Here is a 26,046-nt window from a genome sequence, read left to right on the forward strand (position 1 = left end):
GTCAATCTTCATGGTTAAGGAATTTCCGCCGAGCAATATACACCAGTTTTTGGAATCTTTTTATGATCCAGAAACAACGTTTTGACCAGATAACGTTTTCTTTTCAGGGATAACGTTTTCCTGTGAGTCACATTTTAGAGCATACGGCCACAGGTTCGGGCTGAAGGGATACAAATGTTGCCATCTGTGGTTGTTTGGCCGGGTTGAGGTTCAGATGTTGTAAAATGACCACCCGTCCGCTGTCACCGTCTTGTCACCGGCTTGCGCAAAAATGTTAGTTCATTGGCGCACGGGTGAAGGAGGCCGGGATGAAAAACAGCCATGAAACCGGATGGGCTCTGCTCTTGCTGGGCGCCGCCCTGCTGCTGGTTCAGACACTGCCAGCCCGCTACTGGCCTGACAATGCCGGTCTGCTGGCGATCTTCTCCCATCCAGTGAAAGGGGAGGCGGCCGCCGAGGGATTGGCGTGGCGAGAGTGGCAGGATCACAGTGCCGCGACCCGGATGGCGCTTCGTGTAGCCCGACCGCTGCCGGATGCACCGCAGCCTTGATATCTATTGCCGATTTCCTGTCGTGAAGGCGTGAAATTATCAACCATTAGTTGATAGTGCTTATATATCTTGCTGGATTGTTCACCTTTAATGGCAGGGGGATAATCGATTCCAACAGCGATATCCCCTCCGGTATCGCCCCCTGATACTTTGTTGGAGTCCGCTTTATGTCCCTCGCCCCCGTCTGGTTTATCTCTCACGGCGCACCGGATCTGGTGCTGCGTGAGCAACCCGCCACCCGCTTTCTGCGAACCCTGCGTCTGGGTGAGCTCAAGGGGCTGGTGGTCATCTCCGCCCACTGGTTCAGCCGCGAGCTGCAGATCAACGTCGAGCCCAAACCGGCCTTGATGTACGACTTTTACGGCTTTCCCGAGCCCCTCTACCGGATGCGCTGGCCTGCCAGCAGCCCCGAGTGGCTGCAACAAGGGGTGAGCGACCAGCTGGCACTGGCCGGACTGACCGCCACCCCGGTGCGGCGCGAGCTGGATCACGGGGTCTGGTCGCCGCTCTCCCTGATCGACCCAAACAGCGAGATCCCGCTGGTGCAGCTCTCCATTCCCGCGAGCTTCACCCCGGCTCAGTTGTGGCAACTGGGAGAGGTATTGGGGGCGCTGCGCAGTCAGGGGATTGGCATCCTCGCCTCTGGCGCCATTACCCACAACCTGCGGGCGCTGGCACCGGAAGGCTCGCCAGTGCCAGAGTGGGCCAGCCAGTTTGTCGACTGGCTGGAGCAGAAGATGGCCGACGAGGATCGTCTGGCGCTGCTCGACTATCGTCGGCTGGCTCCCGGAGCAGTGGAGTCCCATCCCCACGACGATCATCTGCGCCCACTCTTTGTGGCGTTGGGGGCCGCTGATGGTGTGGCGCCCACCCGGCTGCACGAGAGCTGGGATGGCGGCAGCCTCTATATGGGCGCCTACCGCTTCGGCTGATAGCCTCTCAACAAGACCCCGCCAATTGGCGGGGTCTTGTTGTTTACGGCGTAGTGATTTAGCCGATGGTACTGGTGATTGAGCTGATGCTACTCAGGGGACCACTACCCGGCTCTCGCCGCCGCCGAGGGCTTCGACCCTGATCTGCACGCCAATCCGCTCCACCAGCGTCTGGACGTGGGAGATGACCCCGATCTGGCGACCGGCGGCTTGGAGGGAGTCGAGACTGGCGAGCGCCAGATCCAGACTGTCCGGATCGAGCGTGCCAAACCCCTCGTCGATAAAGAGCGACTCGACCTGGGTCTGCCGTGACGAGAGGCTGGAGAGGGCCAGCGCCAGCGCCAGCGACACCAGAAAACTCTCGCCACCGGAGAGGGAGTCCACCGAGCGCACCTCGTCCCCCATGTCGAGATCCACCACTTGTAGCGCCAGATCGGTGCCGGGTACCCGCTCCAGCCGGTAGCGCGGCGACAGCTCGGCGAGCTGGGCGTTGGCCTCCAACAGCAGACGCTCGAGGGTGAGGCTCTGGGCGAAGGTGCGGAACTTGGCGCCGTTGGCTTGCCCGATCAGATCGCACAGCTGCTGCCAGTGGTCGGCCACTGCCTGCTGGGCGGCCAGTTCCTGTTGCAGGCTGCCCGCCTTGAGGGCGGCGGCTTCGGCCTGTGCCAGTTTGCTCTTGCACTCGAACAGCTGCTCTTCAAGGGCGCGACAACGGGCATCGAGTGCCGCCAGTAGATCGCTCAGCTCTGCATCCGGCAGGGCGGCCAGCTCGGGGTGATGCTCACGATAGCGATCCCGCTTGCTCTCCTCCAGTGCCAGCGCCCGTTGCCGCTCGGCGAGGCGGGTACGCGCCTCACCAAGGACATCTTCCAATCCTTGCAGGGCCGTGCGGCGAGCCTTGAGCTCATCGGGAGTGATGGCAAGCAGGCGGCGCAGGTCGTACTCGGCAATGCCGAGGGTACTGGCGTGGGCAGCCCAGCGCCCCAGCACCTCCCGCTTGCGGCGACTGCTGGTCTGCTTTTCCTGCTCCACATGGGTGAGGCGGGTCTTGAGTTCGGTCTGCCGCTCCCGCAGAGCGCGGGCGCCGCTTTGCATCAGCTCCAGTTCGCTGGCGAGTTGTTGCAGCCGCTGTTGCCAGCGGCTCTCGACCAGCGGGATCTCCTCGCCATTCAGACAGGCGGCGCGGCTGGTGAGCAGCCCCTGACGCTGCTGTTCGTGCTCCTTGTAGTCCCGCTCGAGTTTGTGCAGCAGCTCGCGCTGGGTCTGCAGGCGCGCCTCCTGCGCACTTAGTGCGGGGGTGAGGCTGGCGATCTCGCTGGCCAGCCGCTCCCACTCGCTCTGGCCGTGCAGCCAGGCCTCGCAGGCTCGCTGCCACTCGTGCCACTGCTGGCTGCCGAGCCACTGGCGCCACGGTTGGCCGCCCATCTGCTCGTCGAGGCGGTGGGCGCTTTGCTCAAGGCGCTGGCGCAGGGTCGCCTCCTGCTCGCCAATCCCCTTCACTTCCCCTTCCTGCGCGATGCGCTGGCGATCGGCCTCCTGCCACTGCTGGTCAAACTGCTGGTGCTGGGCAGCCAGTTGGCTCAGTTGCTGACGCACCCCTTGCAGCTGTTGTTGACCAAGCTGGGCCTGACGCAGCTGCTGCTGGCTCTGGGCCAACCCCTGCTCCAGCGCCTGGCCACGGCCAAGCAGGGTGCTCATCAGCTCGTTCCACTCAATGGGGCTTTGGCGCAGCGGTAGCGGATGGCCGAGCAGGGTATCGCCCCCCAGCTGTTGCCAGCGCTGGGTCAGCTGCTCGGCGCGGTTTTCCAGCTCTGGCAGGTGCTGCTGGCGTACCGCCAGCTGGCGGGCCAGCTCCTGACGCTCGCTCTCGCACTGGATGTATTGATGATTGAGGCGATCCCATTCGAGTTCGAGGCTTCTGACCCGCTCCGCCAGCTGACCCAGGATCCCCGCCACCTGTGGCTGGCTCTGGCTGTAGGGGTGCTCCCCGGAACCGCACAGCGGGCAAGGTTCGCCATCGCTCAGGATATGGCGATACTGCTCGAAGCTGGCGATGGCGCGGGACTGCTCCAGCGCGTGGCGCGCCTCATCCCGCTGCAGGGCGAGCCGCTCGCGGGCGGGGGCCAGCTCTTCGCTTAGGGTGGCGAGCTTGCCGAGCGCCTGCTCCAGCTGGGCAATCTCCTGCTGCAGGCGGCCATGCTGTTCGCCGTGGTTGCGGCCATAGTCGGCCAGCTCCAGCAACTGGCGCAGCTGACCCAGCTGTTCGGTTTGCTGCTGCCACTGCTCCTGCGCCTTGGCGAGGCGGCTCTCCCACTGCTGCTCCTGCAGCTCGTTCTGTTGCTGTTGCAGCCGAGCTTGTTCATGTTGCCAGTAGTCGCGCTCCTGCTGGCCTTGCTCCAGCTGGCGCTGCAACTGTTGCAGGGCGCGCAGCTTGTGATCGCGCAGGGTGAGCAGTTGCTGCAGCTTGTCGGCATCCTCGGCCCAATCCTGCATGGCGGTGAGCAGGGGCTGCCACTGGCGGGCAACCGGTGCCAGCTCCTTGTGCTCTTCGAGCCAGAGCCCCCACTGCTGGTGCTGCTGCTTGAGCAGTTCCACCTGTCGGCTCTGCTCGCGCCAACCCTGCTCGAGGGTGAGCTGCACTTCTCGTTCCTGCGCCCCCTCCTGCTGGATCTTCTGCAACTGCTGCACTTTCTCCCGGATGCGGGTATCGAGCTCCTGCGCCCGCTTGAGTTCGGGTTGCAGGGCGCCCCATTCCCGCTCGGCGGCGATCTTCTCCGCCAACAACTGCTGTTCGGTCAGCGCGCTCTGCTGGGTCTGCTCTTCGAGTTTGGCCAGCTCCGGCCCAAGCTCGGCGATCACCTTCTCCTGCTGCTGCACTTCCAGAGTGAGGCGGGCCAGCTCGTCGTGATCGGCGCGGGCCACCTGGGCCTGCTCGGCGCGGGTAAACTCCTCGCGCTCGGGGGCGGCGGCGCCGTGGGCTTGCAGGGCTGCATCGAGCGCCGCCTGTCCCTCGGCGCAGCCCTGCAGCTGGGCGGCAATGCGGCTGTTGAGGTCGCGCAAGTCCTGCATCAGCTGCTGTTGCTGCTGCTCGTGCTTGAGGGTGGTGGAGAGGCTTATCTGCTGGCTTACCCACTGTTCGCGGGTCGCTTCATCCATCAGTGCCACGTCGCCGAGGCGCTGGGCGATGGTGGCCAGCTTCTGCTGCTCTTCCCGCGCCCGTTCATAGGTCTGGATGGAGATGGCGGAGTAGAGCTCGGTGCCGGTCATCCGTTCGAGCAGGGCGGAGCGCTCGTTGGCATCCGATTTGAGAAAGGCGGCAAATTCCCCCTGCGGCAGGATCACCGCGCGGCGGAACTGCTCCCAGGAGAGACCCACCAGCTCGTCGATGCGATCCTGCAGCTCCCGCTTGCTGCCGGAGAAGACCTGCCCGGACTCCACATCGGTCAGGGTTCGCTCTTGCGCCTGAAAACGCCCCTCCGAGCGGTTTCGCGCCCGGCGCACCGCCCAGCGGGCCAGCCAGATGCGACCATCGCAGCCACGAAACTGCACCTCGGCAAAACCGCTGGCGTGGCCGCGACTGAGGATGCCTCGTACGTCGTTGGCCTTGAGCTTCTCTTCATCATCCATGCGACCCACTTCGGCCACGTTCTTGCGATTGGCGATAAAGCGCGGCATCTCGTCGTAGAGGGCCAGGCAAATGGCGTCGAGCAATGTGCTCTTGCCCGCGCCGGTATTGCCGGTGATGGCAAACAGACCGGCGGCGCCGAGCGCCCCCTTGGTAAAGTCGATGGTGAAGGGGCCGGTCAGACTGGCCAGATTCTCACCTGACAGAGACAAGATTTTCATTGGTTTGACTCCTTCACCAGCTCCAGGATCTCTTCAAACGAGGCAACTAGCCCAGCCTCGGGCTCCCCCTCAAACTGGCGCTGATAGCAGAGGCGAAACACCTCGGTGGGGGAGAGTTCATCGAGCCTGCGCCGCTCGCGACCATCGGCCAGCCCTTCGCCCGAGCCCTGATACTGGGTGCTGATGCGGGCCAGACGCACCGATTTGTCTGCGATGGCGGCGAGAATCCGCTCGCGGATGCGGGCCTCGGGCTTGGGCAGCAGCAGCCGCACTTCGAGGAAGGGTTGTGCCTCTTGTGGACAAGCAGGCAGCTCGAGCGAAGCGATGGCGTTCAACGCGTCGTCGAGGGTGCTCTGGGGCAGGCGGATCATCTCCACCGCGCGGGGCACCCGGATCCGCTCCAACCCGGCCAGTTTCCCCCCCGCAAAGGTCACTTCCAGCACCTGATGGTTGTAGTTGGCCTCGGCCAGCGACAGGGGCAGCGGCGAGCCGCTGTAGTGCACCCCCTCGGTCGGGCTCTGGGCCAGATGGAGGTGACCGAGCGCCGTGTAGTCGGCTGCGGCGAAAAGATCGGCGGGCAGGGCATGCTGGTTGCCGCCAAGCACCCGCCGCTCCGACAGCTCCGAGAGCTGGCCCGCCGCCAGATAGGCGTGGCCCATGGCGATGAGCGGCAGCGCCTCCCCGCAGCGAGCGCGCCCTTCGGCCAGCACCTCGGCATAGACCTGCCTAACCCCTTCAATCAGCCTGTCTTGTCCTTCTGCCAGCTGTTCCACCCGCAGATCGCTGCTGCGCAGGAACGGCACGGCGGCGCACCAGGCGGCAATGTTACCCTCCTTGTCTTGTAGTGGCACCAGCAGGCGGTCGGTTTCGAGCTTACCCTCACTGTCGCGGCTGATGCTGCCGACCAGATGCAGGTCAAAGGCGCGCAGCAACTCGTGGGGGGCATCGAGCTTGGAGGGGGAGTCGTGGTTGCCGCCGATCAGCACCATATTGAGGTGGGGCATCTCGGCGCGCAGCCGCGCCAGAAAGCGGTAGAGCTGTTGCCAGGCGCTGGCGGGCGGATTGGCAGTATCAAACAGATCGCCCGCCACCAGCAGGGCGTCGATCTCGCGCGCCTTGAGGGTGTCGCTCAGCCAGTTGAGAAAGGCATCGTGTTCAAAACGGCGGTCATGGCCATGAAGTTGATGGCCAAGGTGCCAGTCGGCGGTATGGAGGATTTTCATTGGAAAGCAGCCCGGTTGCAGGGACGGTGCCTGTGGCACCCGATGGTGACAAGATGAGGATGCCCCGTGCTTTTTTCAAGTAAAACAGGGGGCTGGCATCGATTCAGGCAGGTTCGCAGCACATCCGGTATTGGGGGTGGCCGGTAAGGGGATCGGACTCCTCGGCCTCGATGACGAAGCCGTGGCGGCGATAGAAACGCACCGCCTGATCATTCTCGACAAAGACCCGGGCGTGGAGCGACGCCCCCTGACGCTTCGCCTCCTGCAGCAGGGCGTGGCCGACGCCGCGGCCCTGACGGTCGGGGCGCACAAAGAGGGCGGCGAGATAGTTGTCCGCCAGTGCCATGAAACCGAGCAGATCGCCGCGCTCCTCGAACACCCAGATGGCGGCGCGATCGAGATAGCGGGTACGTAGATCCTCCTGGGCCTGCCACCAGCAGGAGGCATCGACGAAATCGTGGGCCTGCAGGGAGGCCAGCAACCAGATTTCGACGATCTCTTCCATGTCTTCCGGGCGACTGGGCCGCAACATACCTTCATCCTTATTAACAATTTACTTTCGCAGTCTAGGAGAACTTGATGAACAAACAGGTGACATAAATGAGACCCTGTGAGGTCGATCGCCCTTTATTTAGCGAGAATGATTGGCTGATCACAAAGCGCCTCTCTAGTACAATGCCCGCCGGACAATCTAGAGACCGAGGACGCCATGTGGTTTAAAAACCTGCAGATTTATCGCTTTACCCGCCCCTTTGACCTGACCGTGGATCAGCTGGAAACCCAGCTGGAAGCCTGTGCCTTCACCCCTTGCGGCAGTCAGGACATCTCCCGTTTCGGGTGGGTCAAGCCCCTTGGCAAATTCGGCTCAACCCTGACTCACAGCGCCTCCGGCCATATCCTCATCTGCGCCCGCAAAGAGGAGAAGATGCTGCCAGGTACCGTGGTCAAGGAGATGCTGGCCGAGAAGGTAGAGGCGATCGAGTTCGAACAGGGACGCGCCCTCAAGAAGAAAGAGAAGGAAGCGCTGAAAGAGGAGATCCTCCACACCCTGCTGCCCCGTGCCTTCAGTCGTACCAGCCAGACCTTCGCCTGGATCAATCCGGCCGACAATTTGATGGTGGTGGATGCAGGTTCTGCCAAGAAGGCGGACGATCTGCTGGCGCTGCTGCGCAAATCCATCGGCTCCCTGCCGGTGGTGCCGGTGGCTCTCAAGAACCCGCCCGAGATCACCATGACCGAGTGGTTGAACGAGGGCAACCTGCCGGCCTCTTTCACGCTGGAAGATGAAGCCGAGCTGCGCAGTGCCATGGAGCACGGCGGTATTATCCGCTGCAAGCAGCAGGATCTGATGACGGATGAAATCAAGAACCACCTGGCCAACGACAAGCTGGTGACCAAGCTGGCCCTCAACTGGGGCGAGACCGTCAGCTTCGTGCTGGGGGATGATCTCTCCATCAAGCGTCTGAAATTCAGCGAAGAGCTGCGCGAGCAGAACGACGACGTCACCAGCGAAGATCCTGCCGCCCGTCTGGATGCCGACTTCGCGCTGGTCACCGCCGAGCTGTCCCAGTTTATCCCGGCGCTGTTTGCCGCCCTGGGTGGCGAAGAGCAGTCCATCTAACCGGACTTGCGCCTGTTTGGCCTCTGCCATCCCATCGTAAAAGCCGCCTTCGGGCGGTTTTTTTATATCTGTTACGGATAGCCATTATTGATAGATGAGTAAGATATTGATCTTGTTCAATAACTTGAGCTATCAGCGCCAATCGTGACATAGTCCCTCTTCATGGTCATAAAACAGACAAGGAGAGTGTCATGTTGCGCAAACCTCTGGGGCTGGCTGTCGCCCTTGCCCTGCTGGCCGGTTGTGCCAGTGACAACGGCTTTCACTACACCCCGCCAGCCCAGACCCTGATCGCACCCGAAGCCGCCAGTGGCTGGACCGACAAACAGGGCTGGCAGGGCCATGACTTCATGGTGGCGGCCGCCAACCCGCTGGCGGTGGATGCGGGCTACCAGATCATCAAGGCCGGTGGCAGTGCCGTCGATGCCGCCATTGCGGTGCAGCTGGTGCTGACGCTGGTAGAGCCGCAATCTTCCGGGATCGGTGGCGGGACGCTGCTGCTGGTGTGGGATGGCCACAAGGTGAGTGCGGTGGATGGCCGCGAGACGGCGCCGGCTGCCGCCACCGACCAGCTGTTTATGCAAGATGGCAAGCCGCTGGCGTTTTATGACGGGGTGGTCGGGGGCCGCTCGGTCGGCGTTCCCGGCACCCTGCGCGCTCTGGCACTGGCCCATCAACGTTATGGCAAGCTGCCCTGGGCTACGCTGTTCGAGCCCGCCATCACGCTGGCAGAACAAGGATTTGTGATAAGTCCACGGCTGGCCACATTGCTGGCCAAGGATCCCTATCTGGCACGGGATCCGCAGGCGCGTGCCTACTTCTATCAGGCGGATGGCAGCCCCAAAACGGCGGGCACCCGGCTGACCAACCCAGCGTTGGCCAAGGTGTTGCGCACTCTGGCCACAGAGGGGGCGGATGCCTTCTATCGGGGGCCGCTGGCGGATGCCATGGTAGCCAAGGTACGCCAACATCCCACCAACCCCGGGGTACTGGCGGCCACCGATCTGGCCAGCTATCAGGCCAAAGTGCGGGATGGCCTCTGCTTTGACTATCGCCAAAGCAAGATCTGCGGCTTTCCCACTCCCTCGTCCGGCACCCTGGCGCTCGGCCAGATCTTCGGCATGCTGGAGAGCCGCGATATGGCGGCCCTCAAGCCGATCACCACGAAGGAGGGGGGACTGGCTGCTTCCAGCGAGGCTATCCACCTCTACAGCGAAGCGGCGCGTCTGGCCTTCGCCGATCGCAACCAGTACGTCGCCGACAGCGATTTTGTCAGCGTGCCGGTGCAGGGGCTGCTGGACAAGGGCTATCTGGCCGAACGCGGCAAGCTTGTCGGTCAGCTCTCCATGGGGATTGCCAAGCCCGGTACGCCGCCACTGGCGCTGGCGCGGGGCAAGGATGCGACCCCGGAACTCCCCTCGACCAGCCATGTCTCGATCGTCGACAAGGCGGGGATGGCCATCTCCATGACCAGCTCCATCGAGGATGGTTTCGGATCGCGTCAGATGGTCAACGGCTACCTGCTCAACAACCAGCTCACCGATTTCTCCTTCACCTCGGTGGATGCTGCCGGTCTGCCGGTGGCAAACCGGGTGGAGCCGGGCAAGCGGCCCCGCTCCTCCATGTCACCCCTGCTGGTGTTTGACAAGCCAAGTGGCGAGCTGACCATGACGCTGGGCTCGCCGGGGGGCTCCGCCATCATCAACTACGTGGGCAAGACCCTGCTCGGCACCCAGGATTGGGGCCTGAACCTGCAACAGGCCATCAACCTGCCCAACTTTGGCAGCCGCAACGGCCCCACCGAGCTGGAAGCGGGGCGCACCCCCATGTCGGTGGTCGAGGGATTGAAGGCGAGGGGACACGAGGTGGTATTGAACGAGCAGACCTCCGGCCTGCAGGGGGTTGAGCGCAACGCTGGCGGCTGGTTTGGCGCAGCGGATCCGCGCCGGGAAGGGATCGCCAAGGGGGAGTAAGGTTCCCATAACAACAAGGCCAGCATAATGCTGGCCTTGTTGTTGATGGAGCGTGACGGAGCGCTTACTGGATACCCAACAGCTCCACGTCGAAGATCAGGACTGATCCCGGCGGGATTTTGCCAGCGGCGCGGTCGCCGTAGGCGAGGTTGGCAGGGATGTAGAAACGGGTCTTCTCACCTTCCACCATCAGCTGCACCCCTTCGGTCCAGCCTGCGATCACCTGATTGAGGCCAAACTCGATGGGCTCGCCACGGGCGACCGAGCTATCAAAGACGGTGCCGTCCAGCAGCTTGCCCTCGTAGTGCACCTTCACCTTGCTGGTGGCTGTGGGGTGAACGGTGCCGGTGCCCGGGGTCAGCACTTCGTACTGCAGGCCGGAGGCGGTGGTGGTCACCAGCGGCTTCTCCTTGTTGCTGGCGAGGAACTCGGCGCCAATCCGCACGTTGTCGGCCGCCAGCTTCTTGTTGTTGCTGCTGGAGTAGAAGTAGTAGGCCACACCGGCGATGAGCAGTGCGATCAGTATGAATTTCATCGGTTTTTCCTGTTCCATGAAATGTAAAAAGTGCAATGAGGACGCCATCTTATCGCGCACCGCCCCTGATGGCGAGCCACAGGGCGGGAGGATGTGAGCGGGCAGGCAAAGCTCGGAGACGCAGACGCAAAAAGGGGCGAGTCGGTGACTCGCCCCTCGTCATGGCGGCGGCGCTTACTTGGCGGCCACCATCATCAGGGCGGGCAGGGCGAAGAAGAGACCCGCCACATAACCCAGAGCCAGCAGCTTATTCTCGCTGCCTACCCGGGCCAGCCCCTCGGCGGCGCGAACCGGCAGGTCGCGCAGGAAGGGGATGCCATAGATGATGACCACGGCAAAGAGGTTGAACAGCACGTGGACCAGCGCGATGGTCAGGGCCAGCTGGGCACCGGCTCCGCTGATGGCGGTGGCAGCCAGCAAGGCGGTGATGGTGGTGCCGATATTGGCCCCCAGGGTGAAGGGGTAGAGCTGACGGGTGCTGAACACGCCGCCGCCGGCCAGCGGGATCATCAGGCTGGTGGTGGTGGAGGAGGATTGCACCATGATGGTCACCAGCGCACCGGAGGTGATGCCGGTCAGCGGGCCACGGCCCAGCGCCTTGTGCAGCACCTCTTTGGCACGGCCAACCAGTACCTGTTGCAGTACTTTGCCGAGATAAGTGACGCAGGCGAGGATCAGCAGGATGCCGATGACGATAGTGGCGATGGCGGCACCCTTGCCCGGCAGGAAGGCAACGGCGCTGTCAATCAGCTGCTGGGCCGGTGCGGTCAGCGGCTTCATGAAGTCCATGCCCTTCATCGACATGTTGGCGGAGCCTACCAGCAGGTTGGCCAGCCACTCGGCGCTGTGTTGCAGCAGACCGAACATCAGCTCCAGCGGCAGGAAGATGAACACCGCCAGCAGGTTGAAAAAGTCGTGCACAGTGGCGGCGGCGAAGGCGCGGCGGAACTCGGCGCGATCCCGTACATGGCCCATGGAGACGATGGTGTTGGTGATGGTGGTGCCGAGGTTGGCACCCATGACCATGGGGATGGCCATGCCGATGGGCAGGCCGCCAGCCACCAGACCAACGATCACCGAGGTGACGGTGCTGGAGGATTGCACCAGCGCGGTAGCGAGAATACCCAGCAGCAGGGCGACAAAGGGGTTGTTGGCAAAGGCGAAGATCTGGGCTGCGCCCTCGGCGCCGCCGGAGAAATCTTTGAAGCCGTGGGAGATGGCGCCCACGGCAACCAGGATCAGGTAGACCAGTACGATGACACTCATCCAGTTGAACAGGGCGCGGGTCGCGGGCGGCTGTGACAAGGAGTGATGGTGTTGCATAAAGCCTCTTGAGACGGTCGTTCCGTCTTGGGTTGTTGATGACCCGCGCATTTAATCAGTGGTTAATGACAGAAATATGACAAGGTGACACTTTTATGATGGTTTTATGACTTGCTTTGGTGGTTTGCTCGCTAATAGATGATGGGGATGGCGAGAAATATGGCTGGTGACGCCATCCGCCCTGTCTGTTCCTTGCCGACCAAGCAAGTGCGGGAGAGTGGCAATAGTCGAGCCCCATATTCAGCCCGTCAAATAGCAAAAGGGGAGCCATGGCTCCCCTTCTGTCTATCCGTTATCCGCAAAGGATCAGGCGTCAGCCGCTTCCTCGTACTGACGGAACGGGATACGGAACACCGCCAGACGCAGGAACAGATAGGTTGCGCCGAGGCCCGCCCAGATCAGGCCCAGCTCCAGCGAGCTCTGCTCCAGGTTGATCCACAGAGCACCGATGGTGGCGGCGCCGAGCAGCGGCATCAACAGGTAGATGACGTGATCCTTGAGGGTCTTGTTGCGCTTCTCGCGCACCCAGAACTGACCGATCACCGACAGGTTGACGAAGCTGAACGCCACCAGTGCGCCGAAGTTGACCAGCGCCAGTGCGGTATCCAGATCAAACGACACGGCGGAGAGGGCCAGACCACCCACCATCAGCACGTTGATGGCCGGGGTGCGGTATTTCGGGTGGATGTAGCCAAACACCCGCTCCGGGATCATGCGATCACGACCCATCACGTAGAGGATGCGCGACACACCGGCGTGAGCCGCCATGCCGGAGGCCAGTACCGCGACCGTGGTGCAGACCAGAACCACGGACTGGAAGAAGGTGCCGCCAACGTAGAGGGCGATCTCCGGCAATACCGCATCCGGATGCTGGAAGCGGGCGAGGCTCGGGAAGTAGAGCTGCAGGCAGTAAGAGACCACCACGAAGATGATGCCGCCGATAAGGGCAGTCAGCACGATCGCCTTGGGGATCACCTTGCCGGCGTTCGGGGTCTCTTCGGAGAGGGAGCTCAGACCGTCAAAGCCCAGGAACGAGAAGCAGAGGATGGTCGCACCGGTAAACAGCGGTACCAGCTGTGCTGACTCGAAGTGGAACGGACGGCTGCTCATCAGGGTGCCAGCCCCTTCACCGTGGTAGATGCCCCACGCCATCAGGCCGATAAAGAGGGTGATGATGGCCAGCTGGATCACCACGATCAGACCGTTGAAGTTGGCCACCAGATTGATGCCGCGCAGGTTCAGGAAGGTCATCACGGTCACCAGACCGAAGATGAACACCCAGGGCTCGACGCCCGGGAACATGGCGGTCAGGTAGATCTTGGCCAGCAGAATGTTGATCATCGGCATGAACATGTAGTCGAGCAGGGATGACCAGCCGACCATGAAACCGACGTAGGGGTTGAACACCTTCTGGGCATAGGTATAGGCAGAGCCCGCAGAGGGGAACTTGCGTACCAGATGTCCGTAGCTGAGAGCGGTGAGCAGGATGCCACCCAGAGCCAGCAGATAGGCGGTGGCGACCCGGCCGTCGGTGATGTCACCGACGATGGCGAAGGTGTCGAAGACAGCCATGGGGGTCAGATAGGCCAGACCCATCACAATCACTTGTGTCAGGGTAAGGGTCTTGAGCAGCTTGGCGTTTTGCGATGCCATTACGCTTTCTCCTCAATCAGTGCCGCAGCACGTGCTTGCAACGAGCGCAGGGATACGATGGATTCGCAAGCCTGTACATCAAGGGCGCCGGGGAGGCGCATACCGGGCTGTACCGGCAGGAAAGCATTAAAACGCCCCATTGTTATCCTCTCAACGTCGGGAGATTGTTTGGCAATCTCGAATATCACTTCCGGAAACGTTCCGGCCTCTTGTGGTGGGTTTGTACTGCACTTCAAAAATACAAAAACCGATGTCGCAGTGAACATCGGTCCTTTATTGGCGGCGTATTGTGCATTCGGTCAGCCCCCTTGACAAGCAAAAAAGGGCGGATTAACGCATTTTTTTGCATACGTACGGGGCAGGTAAGTGATCACTCGCCCCCTGCAGCCGTCCCCGAGCCGCTCCCCCTTTTTCGGGGGGGAAGAGAACCCTGTCATGGCGTATGAAAAATCGGCAAATCGGGGCTGCAGGGTGCATAGCGCCTCAACATTGATCCTGATCATATTTGCCGGCGTCCCCCCGGGCTCGAGTCCTGCGAGCTTATCGGCTGGCGGGGGATGGGAGGGGGTGAAGTGGATAAAGAGTGGTTGCATATCCATTCACATTAATGACTGAGGATAGAAGGCAACGCGGCTCGGGCCATGGCCCGGGAAGCAGCCCGGCTGGGTAGTTATTTGAAATCAGTCACACTTCCTGCAGAAACCGCATTTCTGGCAACCCGTGCTGCTGGCAACCAGAACACCGCAAAAACAACAAGGAGCCCGCAGGCTCCTTGTTTTGTATGACGGTATGGTTGAGCCGCGGTTACTGGGCGATCTCCACCTTGTCTGCGGTATGCAGCGGGATACGGAATACGGTCAGGCGCAGGAACAGGTAGATGGCCCCCAGCGCCGCCCAGATCAGCCCCAGCTCGAAGGAGGAGGGCTCGAGGTTGAGCCACAGTACCCCGATGCAGGCGGCGCCACAGAGCGGCAGCAGCAGGTACATCAGGTGGTCCTTGAGACACTTGTTGCGGCCCAGCTTCACATAGAAGTGGGCAATCACCGCCAGATTGACGAAGGTGAAGGCCACCAGGGCGCCAAAGTTGATCAGCGCCAGCGCCATCTCCAGATCCAGCGACACCGCAGAGAGGGCCAGCAGGCCGACCAGCAGCACGTTGAACGCCGGAGTCTGCCACTTCGGATGGATGTAGCCGAAGAAGCGGGCGGGCAGGGCGCGATCACGACCCATCACGTAGAGCAGTCGCGATACACCGGCGTGGGAGGCGAGCCCGGAGGCCAGCACCGCCACAGTAGTGCAGACCAGCACCACCGCCTGGAACAGCTTGCCGCCGACATAGAGGGCGATCTCCGGCAGTACCGCATCCGGATGCTGGAAGCGGGAGATGTCCGGGAAGTAGAGCTGCAGGAAGTAGGAGGTGGTGACGAATAGCACACCGCCAATCAGCGCCGTCAGCACGATGGCGCGGGGGATCACCCGATCCGCGTCCGGGGTCTCTTCCGACAGGGTACTGATGGCATCAAAACCGAGGAACGACAGACAGAGGATGGAGGCCCCCATCAACAGCGGCGATACCTGGATCTGCTCGGAGAAGAAGGGACGGCTGCTGGCCACGGTACCCAGCCCTTCACCGTTGTGAACGCCCCAGGCGATCAGGCCGATGAAGATGGCGATGATGCTGAACTGCATCACCACGATCAGGCTGTTGAAGTTGGCCACCAGCTTGATGCCGCGCAGGTTGAGGGCGGTCATCACCGCCGCCAGACCGAAGATATAGGTCCAGGGCTCCACGTTCGGGAAGAGGGCTTCCAGATAGATCTTGGCCAGCAGCATATTGATCATCGGCATGAACATGTAGTCGAGCAGGGAGGTCCAGCCCACCATAAAGCCGACATAGGGGTGAAACACCTTCTGGGCATAGGTATAGGCAGAGCCAGCCGACGGGAACTTGCGCACCAGATGGCCGTAGCTCAAGGCAGTGAACAGCATGCCGATGAGGGCAAACAGGTAGGCAGTCGGCACATGGCCTTCGGTGATTTCGGTAACGATGCCGAAGGTGTCGAACACTGCCATGGGGGTGAGGTACGCCAGTCCCATAACCACGACCTGCCACAGTTTGAGGGTCTTTTTCAGACCAACCTGCTGGGCCGCCATTATGCATGTTCCTCATGCAGTGCCAGAGTGGCACGGTCCATCAACGAAACCGGGAGAGAGGCCCGGGAATCAAGGGCGCCAGGGCGGCGCACACCGGCCATGGCCGGTTGGAAAGCATTGAGATGCCCCATGTTGTTCCTCACTAGACTTGGTGTCGGGAGACTGCTGCCAATCTCGCTATCTTTTCCGGGGGTGATCCGGCCTCGTTTATGGGTGTGTTCACTGTCTAAAAAAGAACCGATGCCATTGTTTTACATCGGTTCTTTCAGTGGCGGCGCATTGTGCATTTGCAGGGCCCCCTTGACAAGAAAAAAAGGGGGCAAAATTGCATTTATTTGCACAGGTGAGTGGTCACTTTCCTGCTGGTCAGGCCAGCACGGCCTCCAGTGATTTTTCAAGGAGTTGCAGCCCCTCGTCAATCACTGCCGCAGGGGCTGTCAGGGGGGCGAGAAAACGGATGACATTTGCGCGCACCCCGCATGAGAGCAGGACCAGTCCCCGTTTGCCTGCCTCGGCCACCAATCGCTTGGTAAGGTCGGGATCGGGCTGACTGGCATCACGCCGTTTCACCAGCTCCATGGCCACCATGGCACCGGGGCCGCGAATTTGACCTATGCAATCAAAACGCTCGGCTATGCGTTCCAGCCCCGCCTTGATCTGCACCCCCTGATCCAGCGCTTTCTGGTTGAGTTTCTCCTCGTCGATCACCTGCAAGACCGCCAGCGCGGCGGCGCAGGCGATGGGGGAACCGGCATAGGTGCCACCCAGGCCCCCCGGCTTGGCCGAGTTCATGATCTCCGCTTTGCCCACCACGGCTGATAGGGGGAAGCCACCCGCCAGACTCTTGGCCAGGGTCATGATGTCCGGCTCGATGCCGGCATATTCGGTGGCGAAGGTCTTGCCGGTGCGGCAAAAACCGCTCTGGATCTCGTCACAAATCAGCAGAATGCCGTGCTGATCGCAGACGCTGCGCAGCTTCTGCATAAAGCTCGGGGAGGCGGGATAGAAGCCCCCTTCGCCCTGTACCGGCTCGATGATGATGGCGGCAACGCGGGAGGGTTCTATGTCGGCGCTGAAGCAGAGCTCGAGGGCGTGCAGGGCATCCTCTTCACTCACCCCGAGATAATCGGCGGGGAAGGGGATGTGGTAGACCTCCCCAGGGAAGGGGCCAAAGCCGGTCTTGTAGGGGACCACTTTGCCGGTGAGCGCCATCCCCATCATGGTGCGGCCGTGAAAGCCCCCTTTGAAGGCGATGGTGCCGCTGCGACCGGTGTGGGCACGGGCAATCTTGATGGCGTTCTCGACCGCCTCGGCGCCGGTGGAGAGAAACAGGGTGCGCTTCGGGGTCGGGCCGGGTACCAGGGCATTGAGCTTCTCGGCAAGCTCGATATAGCCGGGGTAGGGGGTGACCTGAAAGCAGGTGTGGCTGAACTTTTCCAGCTGCTCGCGCACCGCCGCTACCACTTTGGGGTGGTTGTGGCCGGTATTGAGCACGGCGATGCCGGAGGCAAAGTCGATGTAGCGGTTGCCCTCCACATCCCACAGCTCGGCGTTTTGCGCCCGGTCGATAAAGACCGGCAGCAGGGTGCCGACGCCGTTGACCACTGCTGCTTCGCGGCGCGCTTGCCACGCCTTGTTTGATTCTGACTGACTCATCTTTCCTCCCTGAGGGGCCATGGCCCCGATATTCCCTGAAAATGTGGCAGGCGTTTTGGCGCCCATCACCGCCGATCACCCCATCGGGCCAGATCGGCGGCGCCTTGTCTCTCTGTTGCAGCCCTAGCGAATGGCGCCAAAGCAGAGGTATTTGGTCTCGAGATACTCCTCCAGCCCCTCGGCGGCCCCTTCCCGGCCCAGACCCGACTCCTTGATGCCGCCAAAGGGGGCCAGCTCGGTGGAGATGATCCCCTCGTTGATGCCGACCATGCCGTACTCCAGCTGCTCGGCGACGCGCCACACCCGGGCGATGTCGCGGCCATAGAAGTAGGCGGCCAGGCCATAAGGGGTGTCGTTGGCAATGGCGATGGCCTCGGCTTCCGTCTCGAAGCGCACCAGCGGGGCGACCGGGCCGAAGATCTCCTCCTGCAGGATGGGGTTGTCCCTGGCGACCTTGCCCAGAATGGTGGGGCGGTAGAAGAGGGGGCCGGCGGGGTGGGGCTCGCCACCCAGCAGCACTTCGGCACCGGCGGCAACAGATTGTTGCACCAGCTCGGCGACCTTGCTGGCGGCGGCCGGATTGATGAGCGGGCCGATCTGGGTGCCTTCACTCATGCCATCTCCCACCTTGAAGGCGGCGACGGCGGCAGTCAGCTTCTCGGCGAAGGCGTCATAGACGCTGGCCTGCACCAGAATGCGGTTGGCGCAGACGCAGGTCTGCCCGGCGTTGCGGTATTTGGAGGCGAGCGCCCCGGCCACGGCGGCGTCGAGGTCGGCGTCGTCAAAGACGATAAAGGGGGCGTTACCGCCCAGCTCCAGCGACAGCTTCTTCATGGTGTCGGCGCACTGGCGCATCAGCAGTTTGCCGATGCGGGTGGAGCCGGTGAAGGAGAGCTTGCGAACCACCGGATTGCTGCACAGCTCGTTGCCCACCGCGCTCGCCTGATGGCTGGTGACGATATTGATGACCCCGGCGGGGATGCCCGCCTGCTCGGCCAACACCGCCAGCGCCAGCGCGCAGAGCGGCGTTTCTGCGGCGGGCTTGATGACGATAGTGCAACCGGCGGCCAGCGCAGGGCCCGCCTTGCGGGTGATCATGGCAATGGGGAAGTTCCACGGAGTGATGGCGGCGACCACGCCCACCGGCTGCTTGATGGTTGCCAACCGGCGATCGCCGCTAAAGCCCGGGATGGTGCGGCCATAGGCGCGCTTGCCCTCCTCGGCGAACCACTGGATAAAGCTGGCGCCATAGGCCACCTCTCCCTTTGCTTCCGCCAGTGGCTTGCCCTGCTCGCAGGTCATGATGCGGGCCAGTTCGTCGCTGTGGGCTGTGATGGCGGCAAACCAGGCGTAGAGCTTGTTGCTGCGCTCCTTGGCGGTCAGCGCTGCCCAGGCGGGTTGCGCCGCGTGGGCGGCCGCGATGGCGCGGCGGGTATCCTCGGCATCCATGTCGGGCACCTGGGTAATGACGGCACCGCTGGCGGGGTTGGTGACCTCGAAGGTGCGGCCGCTGGCGGCCTCGCACCACTGTCCATCTATATAGGCGCGGGATGTGATCAAGCTGGAGTGGGATGTTGTTCCTGACATGAGAAGCCTCGAGTGTGGGTCAGAGCAGCTGGTTGCCGGAGTGAGCCGACCTTTCCTGCGCCGCTGCCGTATAAAATAATAAGCACAGGAAGACCATAATTTGAGCTGAAATGTTTTTCAAGTGTTAAATATATTTGAATTGCTGGGGGGCGCCATGCTAGAAAATGGGCTGTGTAGCGCGCTTTCTCCGGTTCGCTTGCAGGCTGCAAGTGGGCAGATGACCGGGGGATGGTAAATCAGGTGTGCAAAATAATGAACGGTTTCGCTGTGTAACATAGTGAACGGCAAGGGAAAGCTGGTCGGCTATTTTAACCAGCAGGGTAAACAGGCAGCGCCTGATCCGATGCGATCACGCGCAAGCAGGAGAGGCTGATGATGCAAGGATGCAGACATGGCGCAGCAGGGGGCTTGTCATGAGCGGGCCGCAGAGCCGGGAGGGCGTGGCTCGACCGTTGGGTGCGGCTGACGCCGGGGCGCGCACCATGGGGGAACGGCTGTCGGCGGTGCGCCATCAGCTGGGGCTCTCCCAGCGGCGGGCGGCCGAGCTGAGCGGCCTGACCCACGGCGCCATCTGCATGATCGAGCAGGACAAGGTGAGCCCCTCCGTCGCCTCCCTGCAAAAGCTGCTCACCATCTACGGCCTGCCGCTGTCGCGCTTTTTCGCCGAGGAGGAGAGCCGCACTCCGGAGGTGGTGATCAAGGCGGATCAGCTTATCGAGCTGGGCAGTCAGGGGGTCTCCCTCAAGCTGGTGCACAACGGCAACAACCGCCGCCAGCTCGGCTTTATGCTGGAGACCTATCCCCCCGGCACCGACACCGGAGGTCAGGTAACCCATCAGGGGGAGGAGGTCGGCACAGTGCTGGAGGGGTCGGTGATCCTGACGGTGGCGGGCCAGAGTTATCCGCTGGAGGCGGGCGACAGCTATGTGATCGACACCGGCGAGCCCCACAGCTTCAGCAATCCGTCGGGGGAGACCTGTCGCATCGTCAGCGCCCACACCCCGGCGAGCTTTTAATCCTGACAGTAGTTTGGCAACCGAACCGGTAAGGAAACAGGGATCATGACCGAACATGTAAACAGTTACTACGCAGCCAGCGCCAATAAACACGCGCCCTACCCGACATTGACCGAGCAGCTGGAGTGCGATGTCTGCGTCATCGGGGCGGGCTATACCGGCCTCTCCAGCGCGCTGCATCTGGTAGAAAAGGGCTACAAGGTGGTGGTGCTGGAGGCCGCACGAGTCGGCTTTGGCGCCAGCGGCCGCAATGGCGGCCAGATCGTCAACTCCTACAGCCGCGACATCGACACCATAGAAGCGAACTGCCCGCCGGATCAGGCCAGGCTGCTCGGTTCCATGTTGTTTGAGGGGGGACAGATCATCCGCGAGCGGATCAAGCGCTACAACATCCAGTGCGATCTGCAGGAGGGGGGCGTCTTTGCCGCCGAGACCGAGAAGCAGCTGCACGAGCTCAAATCCCAATACGCCCGCTGGCAGAAGTGGGGCAACGACCAGCTGGAGCTGCTCGATGCCAAGGGGGTGCGCGAGGTGGTGGCGAGCGACCGCTACGTCGGCGCCCTGCTCGACAAGAGCGGCGGCCATATTCACCCGCTCAATCTGGCGTTGGGGGAGGCGGAAGCCATCCGCATCCAGGGCGGGCAGATCTTCGAACAATCCGCCGTCACCAGTATCACCCCGGGGCAGCCAGCCTTGGTCAAGACCGCCAAGGGGGCGGTGAAGGCGCGCTTTGTGGTGGTGGCGGGCAATGCCTACCTCGGCAATCTGGTGCCGGAACTGGCCAGCAAGAGCATGCCCTGTGGCACCCAGGTGATCGCCACCGAAGTGCTGGGAGAGGAGCGGGCCCGTTCACTGCTGCCGCAGAACTACTGTCTGGAGGATTGCAACTACCTGCTCGACTACTACCGCACCTCCGGCGATCACCGGCTGCTCTATGGCGGCGGTGTGGTTTATGGCGCGCGGGATCCGGCGGATATCGAGCGGCTGATCATCCCCAAAATGCTCAAGACTTTTCCGCAACTGGCCGACGTCAAGGTGGAGTACACCTGGACCGGCAACTTCCTGCTCACCCTGTCGCGGCTGCCACAGTTTGGTCGCATCGGCCCCAACATCTACTACATGCAGGGCTACAGCGGCCACGGCGTCACCTGTACCCATCTGGCGGGCAAGCTGCTCTCCGAGGTGCTGAGCGGTCAGGCGGAGCGCTTCGATGCATTCGCCAAACTGCCGCACTACCCCTTCCCGGGTGGCCGCCTGTTCCGCATCCCCTTTACCGCCGCGGGCGCTGCCTGGTACACCCTGCGCGATCGGTTGGGGGTATAAGAGCCGCTCTGCGAGAAATGTGGGCTGGTGGCTGCCGCTTAGATAACGCTGACGCCAGCACCAATACCGGAAACAACAAGGCCACCGCGAGGGTGGCCTTGTTTATCACGCTGCAGCGCGCTGATTAGCTGTAGAAGGCTTCAACGGTGCCCTTGAGCTTGATCAGGATGGGCTGACCACGGCGATCCAGCGCCTTGGGGGAGGGGATCTTCACCCAACCTTCGCTGATGCAGTACTCCTCGACATCGGTGCGCTCTTTGCCGTTCAGGCGAATACCGATCGGGTGCTCGAAGCAGGCGGCCACATAGTGAGGGCTGCGGGGATTGCAGGAGAGGTGATCCGGCAGAGCCGGTTTGGTGCTGGTATCGCTCATCGATATAACCCGAAATGAATAAAAAGTGGGTCATTGTAGAGAATGCCGCCATGGCATTCAAGGCGGCCACCAAACAGGCAAAGCGTGCTCGCCATCGCTATGGGCGACCCGCTTATCCTCGTTGCCAATGCATCACCAGCTCGGGGCGACCGCTATGCTCGCACAACTGCTGCTCACCCTCTTTGAAACCGTTGCGGGAATAGAAGCGCCGCGCCTGCTCATTTTCGGCGTAGACCGTCAACTCGAGCCGGTCATATTGGGCTTTGAGGTGTTCGAGCAGTTGGCGACCCAACCCGTGTGATTGGTGATCAGGGGAAATAAACAGCGCGGCAACAGACCCCTGATACCAGGAGATACAGCCCAGTAGCTGTCCATCCTCCTCATAGACCCAGCTCTGGCTGGCGGGCAGATAACTATCGCGCATCGCCGCCCGTTGCTCGTGCCAAAAGGCGGTGGGAATAAAGTCGTGGGCCTGCACCGATGCCTGATACCAGAGCTCGACGGCGGCATCCAGATCGGTTGTTAATAATGGGCGGATCATATTGGCCTTGACTGTGAAGAGTGGTCGCACGATATGCCCGAGCCATGTCGTGTTATCGGGCATATCATCTATCGCAGGCTGGCTACTATTTGCGGGTCAGCTTGTCGAGGTAGCCCATGGCGAAGGCCGAGAGGACAAAGGTGATGTGGATCAGCAGGTACCACTTGATCTTGTCGTTGGGGAGATTTTCGGCATTCATAAACACCTTGAGCAGGTGAATAGAGGAGATGGCGACAATGGAGGCGGCGACCTTGTTTTTCAGGGAGCCGGCATCGAGCTTGCCGAGCCACACCAGTTTGTCGCTCTCATCCCCGACATCGAGGCGCGAGACGAAGTTCTCATAGCCGGAAAACATCACCATCACGATAAGTCCCCCCACCAGGGTGATATCGATCAGCGACAGTGTGACCAGCACCAGATCCACCTCTTTCATCTCCAGTATGTTGGGCAGGATATGGAGGATCTCCTGAAAGAATTTCACTCCCAGTGCCAGCAGTATGAGGCTGAGCCCAAGATAAATGGGGGCCATGATCCAGCGGGATGCGTACATCAATCTTTCAAACATGTTTTCCATAGAGCGATTACAGGTCCATCAAATGGTTAACAAACGAGTCGGCCATAGCTTAACCGAGATGCCTCACATCTCAAGCATCTCGATAGCATATTGCTGAATTGGGTGGTGTCAGGCAGGAGTTTTTAACCCTGGGTAGGGCGATGGAGCTGGAGGCTGAGGGCCCGTGGTCGGGCCTATACGGTGTCAGGGCAGATCCAGGGTAAAGCGGGCGCCGCCGAGGGGGGATTCATCGACCCGGATCTGGCCGCCGTAGCTGTGGACGATTTCGGTGACCACCGCCAGACCTATGCCCTGACCCGGCGAGCTGTCAGCCCGCACGCCGCGCTGGAAGATCTGTTCCGATTTGGCCGGATCGATACCCGGGCCATCATCTTCCACTTCGATGCGCAGCCGCTCGAGATGGCGGCGCACCGTCACCTTCACTTCGCTGATGGCAAACTTGCAGGCGTTGTCGAGCAGGTTACCCATCAGTTCCATCAGGTCGCCCTGTTCGCCGTGAAAGAGGGCGTCATCATCGAACTTGAAGTGGGTTTGCAGCTTCTTGTGGCGATAGACCTTGGTCAGGCTGGCCAGCAGTTTTTCAATCAGCGGTACCGGTTCGGTGCCCTTGCTGGCAAGGCGCTGGCGGCCGGTCACGGCCCGTCTGAGCTGATACTGGATCATCTGATCCATGGTGAGGATCTGCTCGTTGATGTTGTCGTGGATCTCCCGCCCCAGCTTCACTTCGCGGGTGGTGATCTGGATCAGCGCCAGCCGGGTTTTCAGGCTGTGGGCGAGATCGTTGAGGGCGTGCTGGTAGCGCTGGGTCTGCTGGCGTTCGTTCTCCAGCAGCTGGTTGATGGAGTCGGTCAGCGGGGCCAGCTCCCGCTCAAAATCGCTCGAGAGGTCATCGCGCTTGCCGGCCCGGATATCGTCGATCTGACGGGCGATGGTGCGCAGTGAGCTGAGGCTCCAGAAGGTGGTGAGCAGCAGCAGCCCGGCCAGCAGCATATAGGCGAGCAGTGCCTGTTTGGCGGTCTGGTAGAGGTAGGTGCGGGACTCTTCGTGGTAGCGTTTGGCCGAGTCGATCATCACCACGTAGTAGGCGGTGGTGCCGCTGCCGGGATTGCGGATAAACCGCAGGCTGTAGACGAAGTAGCTCTCGCCGTTCTTGATGGTGTGCTTCTTGAAGAAGTAGTCGAGATCCATCCCCCCCAGATACTTCATCAGATCGCCGCAGATGGTCTGTTTGGCCTTGATCACCTCCGGCATATGGAGGCTCGACCAGACCAGATCGCCATCGGCGCGGCAGATCAGGGTATCGAGGTTGCGATCCCCCGCACCACGGGATATCCGCCCCAGCTCGACGTTTGACCCCTTGTCATCCGGCTCGGTGGAGGAAAACAGCTTGGCCAGGTTCTCCTGCATCCGGGCGCTGGCCTTCTGGGTTTGCTCCTCGACGTGGCCAAGATAGAGGGCGTAGACGGCAAACCCCATGATCAGCGCGATGACCAGCAGCGAGCTGAGCAGCAGTTTGATGTGCAGTGAGCTGCGGATCATCTTGATGGGGCGTGGCAGATGAAACTGCATCAGTTACAGGAGAGGTTGAAGATGTAACCCTGGCGCCGGATGGTGGAGATGGGTTGAATCGTTCCCTCCGGATCCAGCTTCTTGCGCAGGCGGCTCACCATCACCTCGATGGTGTTGGGGTCCCCTTCGCCGTCACCGTAGAGCTGGTCGAGCAGTTGCTGCTTGGAGACCACCTGACGGGCGTTGCGCATCAGGTACTCCAGAATCAGGTATTCAAAGCTGGTGAGCACCGCCACTTCTCCGGCGATGGTCAGCTCCTTGCGGGAGAGATCCAGCTCGTAATCACCGGCTTTCACCCTGGGCGAGATAAAACCGGCGCTGCGGCGCACCAGCGCATTGAGTCGGGCCAGCAGCTCATCTTTCTGGAACGGTTTGACCAGATAGTCATCAGCACCTGCTTCCAGTCCTTCGACCTTGTCCTGCCAGTTGCCACGGGCGGTCAGCACAATGATGGGGAAGGGGATCTGCCGTTCACGCAGTTGCCGGATCAGTTGCAGGCCGTCCATATCGGGCAGACCGAGGTCGATGATGGCCACATCAATGGGATAGTCGGCGGCGTAGTGCAGTGCAATCCCGGCCTGGTCGGTGCTGTAGACCTGATTGTCGGCTTCGGTCAGCAGAGAGGAGAGGTGGTGATTGAGCAGCTTGTCGTCTTCGACCAACAGAATTTTCATGATGTGAGCGGTCATAGGGATCCAGGCTGTCAATTAGAAAGTGTATGTCGCTTCGAGTCAATTCGAATCCTAATGCATCCCGGCTGTATCGGGACTGAATCAACGGGACTTCAGTGTTCGCGCCAACTGGTCGTTTAACCATGGTCCGGGTTGTCGATGGCATGCTGGTCGGCAGCCATGTTGCGAAAGGTTTGATGTGATGAGAGAGATGGCCGGGAGGCTGCTGGCGCGACTGCAACAGCGTGAGCGCAGCGACCTCCTCTATATTGTCTGGCTCTGCTGGGGGGCAGCCTTGCTGCTCTACGTGCTGGGGTCGCCCTGTTTTCTGTGGCCAGTGGCGCCGATGCCGCTGGTTCTGCTTGTGTGGTTGGTGGAGAGAGTACGGATGTTTGGAAGAAACAAAGGTGGTGCGGCTGCTGGGTCGGCCGGCGCCACCGTGATTGCAGCCGGTGCCCGCTTCAAGGGCGAGTTGCAGGTGGAGGGGGATCTGGAGGTGCGCGGTCAGGTCAATGGCACCATCCAGCTCATCGGTGGTGTGCTGCGCATCATGGAGGGTGGTAGCGTTGAGGGAGAGGTGAGTGCACCCCACGTGATCATCAATGGTCTGCTGGAAGGCACCTGTACCTCCGCCGAGGTGGAGATCCTGGAGAGCGGCAAGATGCAGGGGATCTTCAAGGGGGGCAGTCTCTCCATATGCAAGGGCGGCAACTTTGTTGGCCAGTCCCAACCCACCGTGGCCAGCAAGGCCGATCCCGTGTTGCAAGCCTTGTCTGAAAACAGTGCGTCCGGGAGCAAGCAGCCGGAGAGCAAGAGCAATGTGAAAAAGCTGCCGCACGAGCCGAAAGGCAAGCCGACCGAGGAGCTGGCCAAGCAGGCGTGATGCCGTTTGCCAGCGGTGCAGATGACGGTTGTTCAGGAAAAC

General features: G+C 61.6%; 22 protein-coding genes. 7 read left to right on the forward strand and 15 right to left on the reverse strand.

The features are described 5' to 3' along the window. Nucleotides 1–308 precede the first annotated feature (308 nt). On the forward strand, nt 309–551 hold the full coding sequence (locus AB5Y99_RS12915; protein ID WP_139493569.1) for a hypothetical protein: 243 nt from the start codon (nt 309–311) through the stop codon (nt 549–551). 167 nt (nt 552–718) lie between these two features. After that, nucleotides 719–1,483, forward strand: a complete 765-nt coding sequence (locus AB5Y99_RS12920) for a class III extradiol ring-cleavage dioxygenase (protein ID WP_231720395.1) — start codon at nt 719–721, stop codon at nt 1,481–1,483. A 93-nt stretch (nt 1,484–1,576) separates the two neighbouring features. Here AB5Y99_RS12920 and AB5Y99_RS12925 read toward each other — a convergent pair whose 3' ends face one another. The 3 genes from AB5Y99_RS12925 to AB5Y99_RS12935 form a co-directional block, all read right to left on the reverse strand. Further along, on the reverse strand, nt 1,577–5,329 hold the full coding sequence (locus tag AB5Y99_RS12925; RefSeq protein ID WP_368209833.1) for an AAA family ATPase: 3,753 nt from the start codon (nt 5,327–5,329) through the stop codon (nt 1,577–1,579). After that, nucleotides 5,326–6,552, reverse strand: a complete 1,227-nt coding sequence (locus AB5Y99_RS12930; protein WP_368209834.1) for an exonuclease SbcCD subunit D C-terminal domain-containing protein — start codon at nt 6,550–6,552, stop codon at nt 5,326–5,328. Before AB5Y99_RS12930 ends, AB5Y99_RS12925 begins: the two co-directional genes overlap by 4 nt. A 103-nt stretch (nt 6,553–6,655) precedes the next feature. After that, on the reverse strand, nt 6,656–7,084 hold the full coding sequence (locus tag AB5Y99_RS12935; RefSeq protein ID WP_100654228.1) for a GNAT family N-acetyltransferase: 429 nt from the start codon (nt 7,082–7,084) through the stop codon (nt 6,656–6,658). A gap of 177 nt (nt 7,085–7,261) precedes the next feature. Between AB5Y99_RS12935 and rdgC the strand changes: the two genes are divergently transcribed. After that, a complete protein-coding gene (gene rdgC / locus AB5Y99_RS12940; RefSeq protein WP_005347467.1) occupies nt 7,262–8,173 on the forward strand; it encodes a recombination-associated protein RdgC in 912 nt (303 codons plus the stop codon). Between the two features lie 191 nt (nt 8,174–8,364). Then, nucleotides 8,365–10,146 carry a gamma-glutamyltransferase gene (gene ggt / locus AB5Y99_RS12945; protein ID WP_323890975.1) on the forward strand — a complete coding sequence of 594 codons (1,782 nt, stop codon included), beginning with the start codon at nt 8,365–8,367 and terminating at the stop codon, nt 10,144–10,146. A gap of 64 nt (nt 10,147–10,210) precedes the next feature. On the opposite strand, the gene AB5Y99_RS12950 is transcribed toward ggt, so the two are convergent. The 7 genes from AB5Y99_RS12950 to AB5Y99_RS12980 form a co-directional block, all read right to left on the reverse strand. Continuing rightward, complete coding sequence (locus tag AB5Y99_RS12950; protein WP_005347462.1) at nt 10,211–10,681, reverse strand: FKBP-type peptidyl-prolyl cis-trans isomerase; 471 nt, start codon at nt 10,679–10,681, stop codon at nt 10,211–10,213. Between the two features lie 174 nt (nt 10,682–10,855). Next, nucleotides 10,856–12,004, reverse strand: coding sequence for a Na/Pi cotransporter family protein (locus AB5Y99_RS12955; protein ID WP_323890977.1), 1,149 nt, complete (start codon nt 12,002–12,004; stop codon nt 10,856–10,858). Nucleotides 12,005–12,310: 306 nt separating this feature from the next. After that, nucleotides 12,311–13,657: an APC family permease gene (locus AB5Y99_RS12960; protein ID WP_058057766.1), complete on the reverse strand. Its 1,347-nt coding sequence runs from the start codon at nt 13,655–13,657 to the stop codon at nt 12,311–12,313. Then, complete coding sequence (locus tag AB5Y99_RS12965; RefSeq protein WP_021230505.1) at nt 13,657–13,923, reverse strand: hypothetical protein; 267 nt, start codon at nt 13,921–13,923, stop codon at nt 13,657–13,659. The genes AB5Y99_RS12960 and AB5Y99_RS12965 overlap by 1 nt, the downstream gene beginning before the upstream one ends. A 538-nt stretch (nt 13,924–14,461) precedes the next feature. Next, nucleotides 14,462–15,811, reverse strand: a complete 1,350-nt coding sequence (locus tag AB5Y99_RS12970; RefSeq protein ID WP_005359067.1) for an APC family permease — start codon at nt 15,809–15,811, stop codon at nt 14,462–14,464. A gap of 366 nt (nt 15,812–16,177) precedes the next feature. Then, nucleotides 16,178–17,467 (reverse strand): 4-aminobutyrate--2-oxoglutarate transaminase, encoded by a 1,290-nt coding sequence (gabT, locus tag AB5Y99_RS12975; protein WP_368209836.1) that lies wholly within the window; start codon nt 17,465–17,467, stop codon nt 16,178–16,180. 123 nt (nt 17,468–17,590) lie between these two features. Further along, the gene (locus AB5Y99_RS12980; RefSeq protein ID WP_043818781.1) at nt 17,591–19,054 is read right to left on the reverse strand and encodes an NAD-dependent succinate-semialdehyde dehydrogenase; all 1,464 of its coding nucleotides are present in this window, start codon (nt 19,052–19,054) and stop codon (nt 17,591–17,593) included. Nucleotides 19,055–19,467: 413 nt separating this feature from the next. Here AB5Y99_RS12980 and puuR point away from each other — a divergent pair, with 413 nt between their 5' ends. Both puuR and AB5Y99_RS12990 read left to right on the forward strand, forming a co-directional pair. Then, nucleotides 19,468–20,070 (forward strand): HTH-type transcriptional regulator PuuR, encoded by a 603-nt coding sequence (gene puuR, locus AB5Y99_RS12985; RefSeq protein ID WP_368209837.1) that lies wholly within the window; start codon nt 19,468–19,470, stop codon nt 20,068–20,070. Between the two features lie 45 nt (nt 20,071–20,115). Beyond that, nucleotides 20,116–21,393: an FAD-binding oxidoreductase gene (locus tag AB5Y99_RS12990; protein ID WP_064336976.1), complete on the forward strand. Its 1,278-nt coding sequence runs from the start codon at nt 20,116–20,118 to the stop codon at nt 21,391–21,393. A 124-nt stretch (nt 21,394–21,517) separates the two neighbouring features. Here AB5Y99_RS12990 and AB5Y99_RS12995 read toward each other — a convergent pair whose 3' ends face one another. The 5 genes from AB5Y99_RS12995 to AB5Y99_RS13015 all read right to left on the reverse strand — a co-directional run bounded on the left by AB5Y99_RS12995 (nt 21,518) and on the right by AB5Y99_RS13015 (nt 25,124). Beyond that, nucleotides 21,518–21,766 carry a DUF3297 family protein gene (locus tag AB5Y99_RS12995; protein ID WP_005338226.1) on the reverse strand — a complete coding sequence of 83 codons (249 nt, stop codon included), beginning with the start codon at nt 21,764–21,766 and terminating at the stop codon, nt 21,518–21,520. 112 nt (nt 21,767–21,878) lie between these two features. After that, nucleotides 21,879–22,307, reverse strand: a complete 429-nt coding sequence (locus AB5Y99_RS13000; RefSeq protein WP_368209839.1) for an N-acetyltransferase — start codon at nt 22,305–22,307, stop codon at nt 21,879–21,881. 85 nt (nt 22,308–22,392) lie between these two features. Next, nucleotides 22,393–22,881 (reverse strand): TIGR00645 family protein, encoded by a 489-nt coding sequence (locus AB5Y99_RS13005; protein WP_040065876.1) that lies wholly within the window; start codon nt 22,879–22,881, stop codon nt 22,393–22,395. A 183-nt stretch (nt 22,882–23,064) separates the two neighbouring features. Beyond that, nucleotides 23,065–24,450, reverse strand: coding sequence for an ATP-binding protein (locus tag AB5Y99_RS13010; RefSeq protein WP_005338217.1), 1,386 nt, complete (start codon nt 24,448–24,450; stop codon nt 23,065–23,067). Further along, nucleotides 24,450–25,124, reverse strand: coding sequence for a response regulator transcription factor (locus tag AB5Y99_RS13015; protein WP_041201856.1), 675 nt, complete (start codon nt 25,122–25,124; stop codon nt 24,450–24,452). Before AB5Y99_RS13015 ends, AB5Y99_RS13010 begins: the two co-directional genes overlap by 1 nt. Nucleotides 25,125–25,323: 199 nt before the next feature. On the opposite strand from AB5Y99_RS13015, the gene AB5Y99_RS13020 reads away from it, so the two are divergent. Further along, entirely contained in the window at nt 25,324–26,004 is a 681-nt protein-coding gene (locus tag AB5Y99_RS13020) for a polymer-forming cytoskeletal protein (RefSeq protein ID WP_368209840.1), read from the forward strand. Nucleotides 26,005–26,046: the final 42 nt, after the last annotated feature.

The organism is Aeromonas sp. R4-2, from assembly GCF_040908295.1.
Taxonomy (GTDB): domain Bacteria; phylum Pseudomonadota; class Gammaproteobacteria; order Enterobacterales; family Aeromonadaceae; genus Aeromonas; species Aeromonas veronii.

What these genes read in the sequence shown, in the direction of transcription:
- AB5Y99_RS12915 (WP_139493569.1), top strand. Translation starts at nt 309, where the DNA reads ATGAAAAACAGCCATGAAACCGGATGGGCTCTGCTCTTGCTGGGCGCC.
- AB5Y99_RS12920 (WP_231720395.1), top strand. Translation starts at nt 719, where the DNA reads ATGTCCCTCGCCCCCGTCTGGTTTATCTCTCACGGCGCACCGGATCTG.
- AB5Y99_RS12925 (WP_368209833.1), bottom strand. Translation starts at nt 5,329, where the DNA reads ATGAAAATCTTGTCTCTGTCAGGTGAGAATCTGGCCAGTCTGACCGGC.
- AB5Y99_RS12930 (WP_368209834.1), bottom strand. Translation starts at nt 6,552, where the DNA reads ATGAAAATCCTCCATACCGCCGACTGGCACCTTGGCCATCAACTTCAT.
- AB5Y99_RS12935 (WP_100654228.1), bottom strand. Translation starts at nt 7,084, where the DNA reads ATGTTGCGGCCCAGTCGCCCGGAAGACATGGAAGAGATCGTCGAAATC.
- rdgC (WP_005347467.1), top strand. Translation starts at nt 7,262, where the DNA reads ATGTGGTTTAAAAACCTGCAGATTTATCGCTTTACCCGCCCCTTTGAC.
- ggt (WP_323890975.1), top strand. Translation starts at nt 8,365, where the DNA reads ATGTTGCGCAAACCTCTGGGGCTGGCTGTCGCCCTTGCCCTGCTGGCC.
- AB5Y99_RS12950 (WP_005347462.1), bottom strand. Translation starts at nt 10,681, where the DNA reads ATGAAATTCATACTGATCGCACTGCTCATCGCCGGTGTGGCCTACTAC.
- AB5Y99_RS12955 (WP_323890977.1), bottom strand. Translation starts at nt 12,004, where the DNA reads ATGCAACACCATCACTCCTTGTCACAGCCGCCCGCGACCCGCGCCCTG.
- AB5Y99_RS12960 (WP_058057766.1), bottom strand. Translation starts at nt 13,657, where the DNA reads ATGGCATCGCAAAACGCCAAGCTGCTCAAGACCCTTACCCTGACACAA.
- AB5Y99_RS12965 (WP_021230505.1), bottom strand. Translation starts at nt 13,923, where the DNA reads ATGTTCACTGCGACATCGGTTTTTGTATTTTTGAAGTGCAGTACAAAC.
- AB5Y99_RS12970 (WP_005359067.1), bottom strand. Translation starts at nt 15,811, where the DNA reads ATGGCGGCCCAGCAGGTTGGTCTGAAAAAGACCCTCAAACTGTGGCAG.
- gabT (WP_368209836.1), bottom strand. Translation starts at nt 17,467, where the DNA reads ATGAGTCAGTCAGAATCAAACAAGGCGTGGCAAGCGCGCCGCGAAGCA.
- AB5Y99_RS12980 (WP_043818781.1), bottom strand. Translation starts at nt 19,054, where the DNA reads ATGTCAGGAACAACATCCCACTCCAGCTTGATCACATCCCGCGCCTAT.
- puuR (WP_368209837.1), top strand. Translation starts at nt 19,468, where the DNA reads ATGAGCGGGCCGCAGAGCCGGGAGGGCGTGGCTCGACCGTTGGGTGCG.
- AB5Y99_RS12990 (WP_064336976.1), top strand. Translation starts at nt 20,116, where the DNA reads ATGACCGAACATGTAAACAGTTACTACGCAGCCAGCGCCAATAAACAC.
- AB5Y99_RS12995 (WP_005338226.1), bottom strand. Translation starts at nt 21,766, where the DNA reads ATGAGCGATACCAGCACCAAACCGGCTCTGCCGGATCACCTCTCCTGC.
- AB5Y99_RS13000 (WP_368209839.1), bottom strand. Translation starts at nt 22,307, where the DNA reads ATGATCCGCCCATTATTAACAACCGATCTGGATGCCGCCGTCGAGCTC.
- AB5Y99_RS13005 (WP_040065876.1), bottom strand. Translation starts at nt 22,881, where the DNA reads ATGGAAAACATGTTTGAAAGATTGATGTACGCATCCCGCTGGATCATG.
- AB5Y99_RS13010 (WP_005338217.1), bottom strand. Translation starts at nt 24,450, where the DNA reads ATGCAGTTTCATCTGCCACGCCCCATCAAGATGATCCGCAGCTCACTG.
- AB5Y99_RS13015 (WP_041201856.1), bottom strand. Translation starts at nt 25,124, where the DNA reads ATGAAAATTCTGTTGGTCGAAGACGACAAGCTGCTCAATCACCACCTC.
- AB5Y99_RS13020 (WP_368209840.1), top strand. Translation starts at nt 25,324, where the DNA reads ATGAGAGAGATGGCCGGGAGGCTGCTGGCGCGACTGCAACAGCGTGAG.